At 72.1% G+C, this 13,958-nt stretch carries 12 protein-coding genes; 4 read left to right on the top strand and 8 right to left on the bottom strand.

Annotated features, from left to right (window positions below; translation table 11 throughout):
- Positions 1-5: 5 nt before the first annotated feature.
- The 8 genes from ASC77_RS03630 to ASC77_RS03595 form a co-directional block, all read right to left on the bottom strand.
- The gene (locus ASC77_RS03630) at positions 6-680 is read right to left on the bottom strand and encodes a response regulator transcription factor (RefSeq protein ID WP_056148891.1); all 675 of its coding nucleotides are present in this window, start codon (positions 678-680) and stop codon (positions 6-8) included.
- Entirely contained in the window at positions 677-2,305 is a 1,629-nt protein-coding gene (locus tag ASC77_RS03625; protein WP_156390899.1) for a sensor histidine kinase, read from the bottom strand. Before ASC77_RS03625 ends, ASC77_RS03630 begins: the two co-directional genes overlap by 4 nt.
- Complete coding sequence (locus ASC77_RS03620) at positions 2,302-3,234, bottom strand: type II secretion system F family protein (RefSeq protein WP_056148887.1); 933 nt, start codon at positions 3,232-3,234, stop codon at positions 2,302-2,304. Before ASC77_RS03620 ends, ASC77_RS03625 begins: the two co-directional genes overlap by 4 nt.
- A 1-nt stretch (position 3,235) precedes the next feature.
- Positions 3,236-5,185 (bottom strand): type II secretion system F family protein, encoded by a 1,950-nt coding sequence (locus ASC77_RS03615; RefSeq protein WP_156390898.1) that lies wholly within the window; start codon positions 5,183-5,185, stop codon positions 3,236-3,238.
- Positions 5,186-5,190: 5 nt separating this feature from the next.
- Positions 5,191-6,657 (bottom strand): CpaF family protein, encoded by a 1,467-nt coding sequence (locus ASC77_RS03610; RefSeq protein WP_056148883.1) that lies wholly within the window; start codon positions 6,655-6,657, stop codon positions 5,191-5,193.
- Positions 6,658-6,661: 4 nt separating this feature from the next.
- Positions 6,662-7,855: an AAA family ATPase gene (locus ASC77_RS03605; protein ID WP_056148881.1), complete on the bottom strand. Its 1,194-nt coding sequence runs from the start codon at positions 7,853-7,855 to the stop codon at positions 6,662-6,664.
- A gap of 95 nt (positions 7,856-7,950) precedes the next feature.
- On the bottom strand, positions 7,951-8,679 hold the full coding sequence (gene cpaB, locus ASC77_RS03600; protein ID WP_162249786.1) for a Flp pilus assembly protein CpaB: 729 nt from the start codon (positions 8,677-8,679) through the stop codon (positions 7,951-7,953).
- 199 nt (positions 8,680-8,878) lie between these two features.
- On the bottom strand, positions 8,879-10,678 hold the full coding sequence (locus ASC77_RS03595) for an AMP-dependent synthetase/ligase (protein WP_056148877.1): 1,800 nt from the start codon (positions 10,676-10,678) through the stop codon (positions 8,879-8,881).
- Positions 10,679-10,694: 16 nt separating this feature from the next.
- Here ASC77_RS03595 and ASC77_RS03590 point away from each other — a divergent pair, with 16 nt between their 5' ends.
- Genes ASC77_RS03590 through ASC77_RS03575 form a run of 4 tightly spaced genes read left to right on the top strand, consistent with a single transcriptional unit; the run spans position 10,695 to position 13,727 of the window.
- Positions 10,695-11,204: an SRPBCC family protein gene (locus ASC77_RS03590; RefSeq protein WP_235547432.1), complete on the top strand. Its 510-nt coding sequence runs from the start codon at positions 10,695-10,697 to the stop codon at positions 11,202-11,204.
- The gene (locus tag ASC77_RS03585; protein ID WP_056148876.1) at positions 11,204-12,403 is read left to right on the top strand and encodes an ArsA family ATPase; all 1,200 of its coding nucleotides are present in this window, start codon (positions 11,204-11,206) and stop codon (positions 12,401-12,403) included. Before ASC77_RS03590 ends, ASC77_RS03585 begins: the two co-directional genes overlap by 1 nt.
- Complete coding sequence (locus ASC77_RS03580; protein ID WP_056148874.1) at positions 12,400-12,789, top strand: hypothetical protein; 390 nt, start codon at positions 12,400-12,402, stop codon at positions 12,787-12,789. The genes ASC77_RS03585 and ASC77_RS03580 overlap by 4 nt, the downstream gene beginning before the upstream one ends.
- Complete coding sequence (locus ASC77_RS03575) at positions 12,786-13,727, top strand: ROK family glucokinase (protein ID WP_056148872.1); 942 nt, start codon at positions 12,786-12,788, stop codon at positions 13,725-13,727. The genes ASC77_RS03580 and ASC77_RS03575 overlap by 4 nt, the downstream gene beginning before the upstream one ends.
- Positions 13,728-13,958: the final 231 nt, after the last annotated feature.

Raw genomic sequence — 13,958 nt, 5'->3', positions numbered from 1 at the left:
TCGGGCTAGACCCCGATCGTGTCGACGCTCGAGAGCAACCCGGTGCGCATCGCGATCACGATGGCCTGGGCGCGGTTGGCGGCTCCGAGCTTCTGGTAGATCCGGGCGACGTGCGTCTTCGCCGTCGACCGGCTGATGTAGAGCTCGCCGGCGATCTCACCGATCCCCAACCCGTCGGCGAGCAACCGCAGGATCTCGGTCTCCCGGTCCGAGAGGCGCCCCGACTCGCGGGCGGCCCGACGACCGAGGGCCTGGAGCAGACCGGCCGCTGCGAACGACCGCGGTGACACCACGGAACGGCGGGCCGCGTTGACGACGTCGGAGGAGGGGGCATCCTTGCCGACCAGTGCCGACGCACCCGCATCCATCGCAGCCAGCAGCGGCCGGTCACCGGTGTGCATCGTCAGCACGACCAGCCCGGTGCGGTCGTTGCCTCGCCGGATGGCCCGCACGATGTCGATGCCGGTGCCGTCGGGAAGCTGGAGGTCGGTCACGACAACGTCGGGGCGCAGCTCGGCGTACGTCGTCATGGCCTCCGCCACGGTGGACGCGGCACCCACGACGGCCAGGTCCGACTCACGGTCGAAGACTCCGCGCAGTCCCGCGCGGACCAGGTCGTGGTCGTCGACGAGCAGCACCGTGGTGGGGGTGGCGATCTGGCCAGTAGTAGGCGTAGTCATGCGGAGACCTTTCCGGTCTGCGACTCGGTGCCCGAGTCGAGGTCGTTGGTGCCGAGCGCACCGGGCGCTCGGACCTTCAGCACCACGCCGCCACCGGGGCGGGAGGTGAGCAGGAGCTCGGCGCCGATGAGGCGGGCGCGCTCCCGCATGATCTGCAGGCCGTGGGAGTCGGCGCGTGCGGTGCCGAGCCCGCAGCCGTCGTCGCTCACGCTCACCTCGGCGTACGGCGCCGCGACCCGGCAGGTCACCCAGATGTTGCTGCCCCCGGAGTGCCGCACGGCGTTCGTGATCGCCTCCTGGCCGATCCGGAGCAGCTCCGACTCGACCTCCGGGCGCAGCCGGGCGCCCTGCTCGTCGACGCGCACGTGGAACGCGATGCCGGTGAGGGTCTGGACGTGGCGTGCCATGTCGTCCAGTGCGGCGCCCAGGCTCTGGCCCGGCCCGGTGTCGGTGCGCAGCTCGACGAGCGCGCGGCGCAGGTCGGAGAGGACGCCGCCGAGGAACCCACGCAGCTGGTCGAGCAGCTGAGCCTGCTCGAGCGGATCGGGGTGCCCGTTGATGGCGTCGAGCAGGTAGCCGACCGAGGCCAGGTCCTGGGCGACGCCGTCGTGGATCTCGCGGGCGAGCCGACGCCGCTCGGCGACGGTCGCGGTGTTGCGGAAGCGGGTGAACAGCAGGGCGGTCTCGAGCACGACGGCCTGGTCCTCCAGGCCGCCGCCGAGGCGCTGGAGCCGCTCGCCGAGGGCGATCCGGTCCACGGTGGGGGACAGGTGGCCGGAGACGACCGCGACGACCCGGCCGTCGCTCAGCAGCGGCAGGGCGAACGAGTGGCCGGTGATGGCGGGGCGAGCCCGCGCCACGGCGCGCAGCGCCAGCTCGGCACTCGTGCCGGTCGACGCGCCGGCCACCCAGACCAGCTCGCCGTCGTTCGGCGCCTGGAGCATCAGCCCACGCGCCGGCAGGTCGGCGTCGCTCAGCGACGTGCTGAGCCGGTTGAGCAGGTCGGTGCCGAGCACCTCGGGCTCCAGGGGCGAGCCCAGGCGGTCGGAGACCGACGCGAGCTGGTGGATGAGGCCCTGCGCGGTCCGGTGCGCGGCGAGCTGGTCGGACCCGAGCAGGGTGCTGTGCAGGGCCGCGCCGATCAGGCCGAAGCCGATGCCGGTGAGCAACCAGGTGAACGTCGTGCTGGCGAGCTGGATCGTCATGGCGTCGGCGATGCAGGCGACCGTCACGAAGACCCCGAAGCCCGCGCCGAGCACGAACATCCCGGCCTGGGCGCCGCGCAGGATCGCACCGGTGACCGGCGGGATGGCGAGGACCCCGAGGATGCCCGGGCCCGAGACCTCGGCGAGGTCGCAGGTCACGGCGCAGACGAGGCCGACGGCAGCGGCGCTGACCAGCTCGACGCTGAAGATGCCGCGGACCATCCGGCGCTCGGCCGCCTGGGTAGCCGCCCAGACCAGGCCGACGGTGGCGACGCCGAGCAGGACCTCGCCCTCCTGGGACGAGACGGCCGGCGCGAGCACGGCGACCAGGCCGAAGATCCGCGCGATCCCGGCCAGGCCGCGGCGCCTGCGTTGGGCCGCCGTCAGCTCCGAGCCCACCCGTGCACTCCGTCTGCTCATTGGCCGATACCGCTGCCCATGATCGAGATGGCTGCCGGACCCATGACCGCGATGAAGAGGCACGGGAGGATGCAGAAGATCAGCGGGACCGTGATCTTGACCGGCACCTGCTGGGCCCGCTGCTCGGCGCGCTGCCGGCGGCGTACCCGCATCTCGTGCGACTGGGTGCGCAGCACCTGGGCGACCGGGATGCCGAACGCGTCCGCCTGTGCCATCGCGCCGACGAAGGAGCGGACGTCGGCGACGTTGCTGCGCTCGCTCAGGGCGCGGAGCGCGTCGCCGCGGCCCTTGCCGATCTGCATCTCGTGCAGCATCCGGTTGAACTCGTCGGCCAGCGGTCCGTCGGTGCTGCGGGCGACCTGCTGGATGGCCGCGTCGAACCCGAGGCCGGACTCGACGCAGATGGTGAGCAGGTCGATCGCATCGGGCAGCTCGCGCTGCATCAGCTCGGTGCGCTCGTACGTGCGCTGGTAGAGGTACAGGTTGGGGCCGAACCAGCCGACCGCCGCGCCGACCGCCAGGAACGCGATCCGTGTCATCGGGGCGACCTCGAGCACGAGCGAGAGCGACAGCGCGATCGTGAACCCGACGAGGGTGCAGAGCACCTTCCCTGACACCACGCGGTCGACGGTCCAGCCCGGTGGGTTGCCGGCGAGGTCCAGCTTGTGCCGCAGCCGCTCGGAGGAGTCGGCGCCGGTGAGCCGTCGCCCGATCCGCAGCGCCCGGCGGCGCATCGGCTCGAGGATCCGCTCCCCGAACGGCGGGTCGATCTCGCGGGTGAGCGAGGTCGGGGCCGGGGAGGTGATCGACTCGAGGACAGCGATCGAGCGGGCGACGCCGCCCGGCTGGACCCCTGGTCGCAGGGCCGCTGCGGTCAGGGCCAGGGCGACGGCGACGAAGCCGACCCCGAGGACGAAGAGCAGGACCATCTCAGACCTCCACCTTCACCATCTTGCTCATCCAGAACACGCCGACGGCGAGCAAGGTGCCCGCGCCGGCCAACATCGCGAACCCCATGGGGGTGGTGAAGAGCGGCATCACGTAGTCACGGTTGGTGAGCAGCAGGTAGAGCAGGAACGCCGGCGGCAGGCCGCCGAGCACCCACGCGGAGAGCTTGCCCTCCGCAGCGAGCGCGGCGACCTGGCGGCGCATGTACTCGCGCTCACGCATCGTGGCGGCCACCGTCGCGAGCAGCTCGGCGAGGTTGCCGCCGATCGGTCGCTGGATCCGGATGGCCATGACCACCCAGCCGAGGTCCTCGCTCTCCAGGCGCTCGGCGACGCCCTCGAGGGCGTCCTCGAGGTCGACACCGAGCCGGGTCTCGACGAGCGCCCGCCGGAACTCCGAGGAGATCGGCTCGATGCCCTCCTTGACGATCGTGTCTGCGGACTGGGGGAGCGACAACCCCGCCTCCAGCGCGCCGGCCATGAGCTGGAGGGCATCGGGCAGTGCGGCGTTGAAGGCCTTGCGCCGCTTGGCGCGCCGGCGGCCGAGGTAGAGCCACGGCCCGAAGACGCCGATCGCCAGGCCGATGAAGCCGACCAGGACGCTGCCGCCGGTGAGGAGCAGGCCGAGCACGGTGCTCGCGGCGGCGATGCCGGAGTGCACCAGCAGCCACTCCGGTGGACGCAGCTCGCTGCCGGCTCCCTCGAGGCGGAGGCCGATCCGCTCCTCGAGCCCACGGTTGCGCGACAGCACCCGGGTCGCCGCCTCGCGGACGGGCGCGAGCGTCTCGGTCTGGCGTGCGGGTGTCGACGAGTGCTGACCGCCGATGTAGGCGTCCACCCGCGCGGCCGCCCCGAGCGGCTTCGGCTTCGCGGGCACGAGGACGAGCAGCAGGAGCAGCACGCCGACGCCGACCGCCGCGATCCCGGCGTACATCGCCCACGCGGGCAGCTGGAGCGAGCCGCTCGCGGCTGCGGCGACCGGAGTGGGGGCGTCGGCCTTCGGAGCCGCTGCGCGCACCGTGGTGTACGCCGTGGCCGTGAGGGTGTCGGTCCCGGTGGGGAGGCTGACCGTCACGTTGCCCTCGGTGGCGGTGACGTCGTCGGGCACGGTCACCGTGACGAGCACCTGACGGCTCAGTGCGTCGGCCTCCTCGGCGAAGGCCGCGGCCAGCGCGTCGGGCTTGGAACTGATGAGCTGGCCGTTCCCGGCCGCCGCGAGGGTGGCGAGCGACGGGTCCTGCGCCTGCAGGGAGACGGCGTCGAGGAGCACGTCGGTGTCCTTCAGGGCGTCGGTCACGTCCGACAGCGGGGTCTTCGTGGTGTCGGCGCCGTCGGACAGGACGAGCAGCGAGCGCTGGCCGTCCTCGCCGGCGAGCGCGATCGCGGCCTCGATCCCCTCGAAGAGCCGGGTGCCGTGGCCGAAGTCCAGGCCGTCGACGACCGACCGCGCGTCGTCGCGGTCCAGGGTGGGGGAGAGCGGCGTCGCGACCTGGCCGTCGAAGGTGACGATGCCGACGTAGACGTCGGCCGGGACCGTGTCCAGGAAGGTCAGCGCCGCCTCGTGCGCGGCGGCCGCGCGCTCACCGCGCATCGAGTCACTGGTGTCGATGGCCAGCACCGCGGTCCGCCGTACCTTCCCGGAGCCGGCGGCCGGCTGTGCCTCGGCCGTCGCGGACGTGCCGTCGATGTCGACCGTCACGCCCTCGAGGTCGACGTCCGCGTCCGGCGGCACGGCCACCAGGACGCGCATCCGGTTGCCGGTGACCTCGACGTGCGTGACCCCGGCCCCGGAGTCGTCGGCTGCTGCTGCCGCCGGCCCCGCAACGAGCGGCCCTGCGACGCACAGCGCGGTGAGCGCGCACGCGAGTGCCGCGTGCGCAGTGCGCCGCGCGCTCCGGGGCCGGGGTGTCTGGGAGGTCGCCGTGGTCGTCACGTGGGTCACCCGACCGTCGCGAAGATCATCGGGTCGACGTGGACGTTGGACTCGCGGAGCTTGTCCAGCAGCTTCGGGCGCAGGCCGGTCGCGACGAGCCGGCCGAGGACCCGGCCGTCCGAGTCGTAGCCCTGCGAGTGGTCGAAGACGAAGATGTCCTGGAGGGTGATGACCTCGCCCTCCATCCGCTCCACCTCGGTGATGTGGGTGATCCGGCGGCTGCCGTCGCGGAAGCGGGACTGGTGCACGATCAGGTCGACCGCCGACGCGACCTGCTCGCGGATCGCCCGGATCGGCAGGTCCATGCCCGCCATCAGCACCATCGTCTCGACCCGGGAGAGCGTGTCGCGGGGGCCGTTGGAGTGCACGGTGCAGATGGAGCCGTCGTGACCGGTGTTCATCGCCTGGAGCATGTCGAGCGCGGACGCGTCGCGGACCTCGCCGACGATGATCCGGTCCGGCCGCATCCGGAGGCTGTTCTTGACCAGGTCGCGGATGCTGACGGCACCGCGGCCCTCGATGTTGGACGGCCGCGACTCCAGGCGTACGACGTGGTCCTGGTGCAGCTGCAGCTCGGCCGCGTCCTCGATGGTGACGATGCGCTCGTCGCCGGGGATGAAGGACGAGAGCACGTTGAGCGTCGTCGTCTTGCCGGCGCCGGTGCTCCCCGACACGACCACGTTGAGGCGGCCGCGCACGCACGCGTCGAGGAAGTCGCGCGCCGTACGGGTGAAGGAGCCGAAGCGGATCAGGTCCTCCGAGGTGTAGGGATCGGCGGCGAACTTCCGGATGGTGAGGATCGAGCCGTCGACCGCCAGCGGCGGCACCACGGCGTTGACGCGCGAGCCGTCGGGCAGGCGGGCGTCGACCATCGGGCTCGACTCGTCGACCCGGCGGCCGACGCGCGAGACGATCTTGTCGATCGTCCGGCGCAGGTGGCCCTCGTCGGCGAAGCGGGCCGGGACGGCGGTCAGGCGGCCCTTGCGCTCGACGAAGATGCTGTCCGGGCCGTTGACCATCACCTCGGAGACGTCCGGGTCGTTCAGGAACGGCTCGATCGGCCCGTAGCCGATGATGTCGTCGCGGATCTCCTGGGTGACCCGCAGCCGGTCGCTCGCGCTGAGCGGGCGCTCCTGGGCGCCGAGCACGTCGGCGAGGATGGTGCGCAGCTCCTGGTCGAGCTCGTCCTGGTCGAGGTCCGCCTCGTACAGCTGCGGACCGAGCGTCTTGAGGAGCTCGCCGTGCACGGTGGCCCGCACCTCGTTGAGGCGGTCGTCGTCGGCGCCGCCGGGGCGGCCACCGCGTGCGCGGGCCTCGGTCTCGACCGGGGTCGGGGCCGGGGTGGCCCGACGCTTGCCGGCGACCGGGGCGTCGCTCGTCGTCGGCTCGACCACGTCGTGGCGGGGGGCGGGTACGGCGCCGGGCTGCTGGGCCTGACGCATCGCGGCGAGCCGCTCGGCCAGAGTGCTCATGCCATCACCTCCGGAGCTTCATGCGGCGGCCGCTGCGGCGGCGGCGCGACTCGTCCTCGGCGGCCGGGAACGGCTCGCCCGGGGTGCCACCCGCGAGCTGGGTGGCGAGCCCGCGGATCGCGTTGCTCACCGCGTGCTCGGGCTGGCTGGACATGATCGGGACGCCCTGGTTCGTCGAGCGGGCGACGTCGATCGAGCTCTGCATCCGGACCTGGATCCGGCGCGCGAGGATCTCCTCGGCCTGCTGGACGGTCAGGCCGGTGTCCTCGTCGGCGTGGTTGAGCACGACGTGGTGGTGACCGGCCGCGATGGCGAGCGAGTCCAGGGTCGCCAGGCCGATCTTCACGTTCTTGAGGGTCGGCAGGTCGAGCGTCGCGACCATGACGCACTCGTCGCTCTCGTCGAGCGCGGTCAACGTGTGCTCGTCGAAGTCCGGTGCGGTGTCCACCACGATGTAGTCGAAGCCGGTCCGGAGGGTGGCCAGGATCCGCGACACGAGGAGCGCCGTGATGCGCTCGCGCACGTCGGGGTGGTTGGGCGGGGCGAGCACCATCACCGAGGCGCCGTGCCGGGTGAGCAGGCCCTCGACGAGCGGCAGGTCCACGGCCGACTCGGAGCCGATCGCGTGCTCGATGGAGTGGGTGGGCAGCAGCTGGAGGGTGATGGCGACGTCACCGAACGCGAGGTCGAGGTCGACCAGGCAGACCCGCTTGGCGCCGCCCTTGCTGAGCGCGACGGCGAGGTTGACCGCGAGGGTGGTCTTGCCGACGCCGCCCTTGGGGGAGAAGACCGTGACGATCCGTCCCGCGGCGGTCGCGCTGCCCGGTCCGCGCAGCGCGAGGTGCAGCTCCTCGGCGCGAGCCACCGAGCCCAGGAGCCCGGGGGTGTCGCCGAAGGCGACGACCTCGCGGACCCCGGAGGCCATCGCCCGGGTCAGCATCGCCGCCTCGAGACGCTCGCGGACGAGCACGAGGCTCAGCGTCGGCCGGCTGACCCGCAGGCCCTCGCACAGCAGCAGCGCCTCCTCCACCGGGATGCTCGGGCCGACCACGACGACGTACTCCGTCGGGTGCTCGTCGAGCCACCGCAGCAGCCGGTCGCCGTTGGGCACCCCGTGCGCGGACGGTTGGGCGGTGCTGGGCAGTGCGGCCAGCAACGCTGCGACAGCGCCGCTGTCCGGGTCGACGACGATAGGCATTTCGAGCTTCCCTCCGAGAATGGTGCTCTGGACTGCGTTGGATCAGGTGCTGCGGTGGCCCGCGGCCCGGCGCCGTTGCCGGTCGGGGCGGACGGTCAGAAGAGGTTGTCGGCGGTCACCGGCGGACCGGGGGCGATCGTGCTTCCGTCGGTGAGCAGGGCGAACGCCAGCTCGCCGTTGGTGACGGCGTACAGGAGCCGCTGGGCGTCCTCCTGGTCGACCGCGACCGTCAGCAGGGTCCGGGGCAGGGCCTCCGTCGTCGCCTGGCCGGCGTCGTCGGTCGTGGTCGTCGACACCGGGGTCGTCGAGCCGACGCCGATGACGGTGACGCGGTCGAGGAGCAGTCGCGTGTACGGGTCGCCCTCGGGCTCGGTGCCGTTCACGAAGATCGCGACCTGGGAGCCGGGGTTGACGAAGCCGGCGACGCGCGCCGGGTCGGTGAGGTTGACCGACATCGCCATCTGGCCCTTGGGGATCTGCAGAGCGCTCGGCGGTGCGGCATCGCTGCCGAACTTCGCCGTGACGATCTGCTCGCCCGGGTAGATCGGGACCAGCGCGACCTGCTTGCCGAGACCCTCGATGCTGGTGACGGCGTCCGGGAGGACCTGGTCGCGGGGGACGTTAGCGAGCGCGAGCTTCCCGCCCTGCGAGGCAGCGGTGATGCTCTCGCCGACCGCGATCGGGGCGTTGGCGCGCAGCACCTGGACGGTGTCGAACCGGCTCTCCGCGCGGGCGTCCGCACCGCGGACGTACAGGAACACGAGTGCCGTTCCGGCCACGGCCGCGAGGACCGCTCCGATCAGCAAGAACTTCCGATGAACCACGGTCGCCAGAACCTTCCCGAGAGAGACCGTGCTCGGTCACCCGGGCGCGGTCGAAGAACATGGGCGACGGCCTAGGCCGTCAACCCCCGCCCCCGCCGGGGTTGAAGCAGGAGCAGATTAGGGCCAGGCGACCCGATCTGTCCGAAACGAGTTCTACTGGTCTGGACCGGACCAGAGCGGCATGTCCAGACCAGTCGGCTCAGCCCAGGTAGAGGGCGGCGACCTCGTCCTTGCACTCGCGCATCACGACGTTGCGCTTGAGCTTGAGGCTCGGGGTGAGCTGGCCACCCTCCTCGGTCCACTCGTCCGCGAGGATCGTGAACTTCCGGATCGACTCGGCCTTGGAGACGGCCTTGTTGGCGTCCTCGACGGCGGCCTCGACCTCGGCGCGCAGGTCCGGGTCGTCCACCAGGTCGGCGATGTTGGCGCTCTTGCCGTGCTGCTCGGCCCACACGGGCACGGAGTCGCGGTCGAGCGTGACGAGGGCGGCGATGAACGGCTGGCCGTCGCCCACGACGATGCACTGGTCGACCAGCAGGTGGCCGCGCAGCCGGTCCTCGAGGACCGCCGGGGCGACGTTCTTGCCGCCCGCGGTCACGAGGATCTCCTTCTTGCGCCCGGTGATCCGGACGAAGCCCTCGTCGTCGACCTCGCCGAGGTCGCCGGTGTGGAACCAGCCGTCGCCCTCCATGACCTCGGCGGTCGCGGCCTCGTTGCGCCAGTAGCCAGCCATCACCTGGCCGCCGCGGAACAGCAGCTCGCCGTCGTCGGCGACGCGTACGGCGGTGCCGGGCAGCGGGCGCCCGACGGTCCCGATCTTGGTCGCGTCCGGGAGGTTGGCGCTCAGCGCGGCCGTCGTCTCGGTGAGGCCGTAGCCCTCGAGCACGACCAGGCCGATGCCGCGGTAGAAGTGGCCCAGCCGCTCGCCGAGCGGGGCGCCGCCGGACACGGCGTACAGGCACTCGCCGCCGAGGGCGGTACGCAGCTTGCCGTAGACGAGCCGGTCGAAGACGGCGTGCTTGGCGCGGACCCGCACCGGGATCTTCCCGCGCTCGATGCCGCGGGAGTAGGCGATCGCGGTCTCGGCGGCGGCGTCGAAGATCTTGCCCCGGCCGTCGGCGGTGGCCCGCTGCGAGGCGGTGTTGAAGACCTTCTCGAAGACCCGGGGGACCGCGAGGATGAAGGTGGGCTTGAACTCCGCGAGGTCGGGCAGCAGCTGCTTGATGTCGGCGGAGTGGCCGAGGCGGGTGCGCGACTTGATGCAGCCGACCTGGATGATCCGGGCGAAGACGTGCGCCAGCGGCAGGAACAGCAGCGTCGCGGCCTTCTGCTCCAGGAACAGCTTCTCCAGCTCGTCGACCGCGACGCCCAGCTCGAACATGAAGTTCCCGTGGGTGAGCATGCAGCCCTTGGGCCGTCCGGTCGTGCCGGACGTGTAGATCAGCGTCGCGACGTCGAGCGGCGTCGCCGTCGTACGGCGCTTCTCCAGCTCCTCGTCGGAGATGTCGCCGCCGAGGCGGCTCAGGGTGTCGACGGCGTTGTCGGTGATCGACCAGACGTGGTTGAGGTCCTCGAGGTCGCCGCGGATCTCGCGCACCCGGGCCAGGTGGTCGGCGGTCTCCGCGACGACGGCGCGGGCGCCCGAGTCGCCGAGGATCCACTGCACCTGCTCGGCCGAGGACGTCTCGTAGATCGGCACCGTGACCGCGCCGGCGAACCAGATGGCGTAGTCGAAGAGCGTCCACTCGTAGCGGGTCTTCGAGATCAGGGCGACCCGGTCGCCGACCTCGATGCCCGCCGCGACCAGTCCCTTCGCGACGGCGGTGACCTCGGCGAGGAACTCGGCGGCGGTGACGTCCTGCCAGGCCTGGTCGGGTCCGTCGCCGCGGCGGCTGAACTGCACGGTTGACCCCGCCTCGCGGGCGTTGACCACCACGTCGTCGGTGAGGTTGCCGGTGGTCGGGATCTCGGTCGTCATCGGGGTCGAGAACTCACGCACCGGCTGAGGTTACCGCGTGCCGCAGGACCCGGCCCATCCGGTACGCTCGCTGCCCGAAGCGCCCGACGAGCAGGGGATGGACACGATGGCCGAGCAGACGACCTCGTCGATCGTGATCGACGCAGCCCCCGCCGACATCATGGCGGTGATCGGTGACTTCGCCGCCTACCCCGAGTGGGCCAAGGGCGTCACGACGGCCGAGGTCACCGTGGACGGCGACGACGGCTGGGCCGAGCAGGTGTTCTTCGCGCTCGACGTGAGCCCGATCAAGGACGAGTACACGCTCGCCTACGAGTGGGACGGCTACGACGAGGTCACCTGGACCCTGGTCGAGGGCAAGATGCTGCGCGCCCTGGACGGCGCCTACGTGCTCGAGGACCGTGGCGACGGCTCCACCTCGGTCACCTACCGCCTCGCCCTCGACGTGTCGATCCCGCTGATCGGCATGCTCAAGCGCAAGGGCGAGAAGATCCTCATCGACACCGCGCTCAAGGGCCTGAAGAAGCGCGTGGAGTCGCTCGGCTAGTGCGCGTCCTCCTGTTCACCGGCAAAGGAGGGGTCGGGAAGTCCACCGTCGCTGCCGGCACCGCGGCCCTTGCCGCCGCGACGGGCGAGCGCACCCTCGTGCTCTCGACCGATGCCGCCCACTCGCTGGCCGACGCGTTCGGGTGCGCCCCCGGGACGATCGGCGCCGAGCCCACGGAGGTCGCCGAGAGGCTCTACGTCCAGCAGGTCGACGCCCAGCTCCGCTTCGAGCAGTCCTGGGCGGACATCCAGCGCTACCTGCTCTCGATCCTCGACGTCGCGGGGCTCGACCCGGTGGCGGCCGAGGAGCTCACCGTCATCCCCGGCGCGGAGGAGGTGCTCGCCCTCCTCGAGCTGCGGCTCCAGGCCAAGTCCGATGCCTGGGACGTGATCGTCGTCGACTGCGCGCCGACCGCCGAGACGCTGCGGCTGCTGGCGCTCCCGGAGGCACTCGGCTGGTACATGCACCGGGTGCTGCCGGTGGAGCGCCGGGTCGTCAAGGCGCTGCGCCCGGTCCTGAGCCGGGCTGCGGGTGTGCCGATGCCCGGCGACACGGTCTTCGACGCCCTCGAGCGCCTGCACGCCGAGCTGGAGGAGGTCCGCGACCTGCTCAGCGGCGTCGACGCGAGCGTACGGATCGTGCTCACCCCCGAGAACGTCGTGCTCGCCGAGGCCCGCCGGGCGTACACGACCCTGTCGCTCTTCGGCTACCGCGTCGACGGCGTCGTCGCGAACCGGGTGTTCCCGGCTGACGGCGCCGACGACTGGCGCGCGGGCTGGGTCGTCGCCCAGGACGAGGTGCTCGAGCGGGTCGCGGAGTCCTTCGCCGGGCTGCCGATCTGGCGCTCGTCGTACCGACCGGGGGAGCCTGTGGGGGTCGAGGAGCTGACCACGCTGGCGCGGGAGCTGTACGACGACGCGGACCCGTTGGCGACTACGAAGGTGCGCGGACCGTTCCGGATCAGCAGCGGCGAGCACGGTGCCGTGCTGCGGCTCTCGCTGCCCCTCGTCTCACGCGCGGAGGTCGATCTGGCGCGCAATGGCGACGATCTGGTCGTGACCGTGGGATCGTATCGTCGGCTGATCACGCTCCCGTCCGGCCTGGCGCGCTATCGCATCGCCGGGGCCCGGGTGGAGCAGGGGGAACTGCAGGTGCGGTTCGTCGAGGACCCCGTGGACAAGGCAGGAAAGGCGACATGACGCAGGACGACGGACCCTCGACGAACGACGGTGCGGGAGCGGACCCCGTGGGCACGGTGGCCGAGGAGGCCGTCAAGCTGCTCGGCGCGCTCTCGGACTGGGCCAAGGACGCGACCCCCGACCTCGAGGGCCACCTGGCCACCGGGGCCGCGGAGTGCACGTACTGCCCGATCTGCCGGACCGTGCACCTGGTGCGCGAGCTGCGACCGGAGGTCAGGGAGCAGCTCGCCACGGCGGCCACCGCCGCGCTGCAGGCCTTCACCGGGCTGCTCGCCGCGGCGAAGCCCGACGGGCGGGGCACGCCGAGCGGGGTCGAGCACATCGACCTGGACGACACCGACGACACCGGCGACTGGCCGGACGAGCCCGAAGGGGATGACCGATGAGCCTGGCCTGTGGGATCGACGTCGGCGGCACCAAGATCGCCGGCGGCGTCGTCGACGAGGACGGCACCATCGTCGAGGAGCTGCGCGTCGAGTCGCCCGCGACGGACGCCGAGGCGATCGAGGAGGCCATCGCCGGCCTCGTCACCGAGCTGCGTTCGCGCCACGAGATCGTGTCGGTCGGCGTCGGCGCTGCCGGGTACGTCGACAAGGCCCGCGCTGTGGTGCTCTTCGCGCCCAACGTCGCCTGGCGCAACGAGGACCTCAAGGGCGAGCTCGAGAAGCGCTGCGACCTCCCGGTCGTCATCGAGAACGACGCCAACGCCGCGGCCTGGGGTGAGTTCGCCTTCGGCGCCGGCCACGACGCGGAGGACCTCCTGCTCGTCACCGTCGGCACCGGTGTCGGCGGCGGCCTGGTGCTCGACGGCGAGGTCTACCGCGGCGCCAACGGCGTCGGCGCCGAGATCGGCCACATGCGCGTGGTGCCCAACGGCATCCTCTGCGGCTGCGGGAAGCACGGCTGCTTCGAGCAGTACGCCAGTGGCTCGGCCCTCGTCCGCGAGGCCCGCTCGCTCGCGATGAGCGGCGCGATGATCGCGCAGGGCATGCTCGAGCGCGCCGGCGGCGACCTCAGCAAGATCACCGGTCCGCTGATCACCGATGCGGCCCAGCACGGCGACGAGGGCGCCCGCCAGCAGCTCGCCGAGCTCGGCCGCTGGCTCGGCGAGGGCATCGCCTCCCTCACCGAGATCCTGGACCCCGGCGTCGTGGTCATCGGCGGTGGCGTCAGCGAGGCGGGCGACCTGCTCCTCGAGCCGACCCGCACCGCGTTCGCCGGCCAGCTCGTGGGCCGTGGCTTCCGCCCGATCCCGGAGATCCGCAAGGCGCGCCTGGGCAACAAGGCCGGACTGATCGGGGCAGCGGACCTCTCGCGGCGCTGATCGGACCACCCTCGGACGCCGGACGGGTGGTTTCGAGGCTCGCTCCGCTCGCACCTCAACTGGTGTCGGTGGTTGAGGAGGTTGCGCTGGCAACCGTCTCGAAACCACCACTCGAAACCACCGGCTGTGTCGTCCGTTTGGACAGACCTGGTGGTCCGCGCGGACCCTTTCGGGCCGCAGGGGGTGTGCGGGCCGGTCGCAGGTCACTAGCGTCCGGTCACCCGTGGAAGG

The organism is Nocardioides sp. Root1257, assembly GCF_001425175.1.
Classification (GTDB): Bacteria; Actinomycetota; Actinomycetes; order Propionibacteriales; family Nocardioidaceae; genus Nocardioides.
Note: the sequence above shows the minus strand (reverse complement) of the source record. Positions and strands in the feature narration are given on the sequence as shown.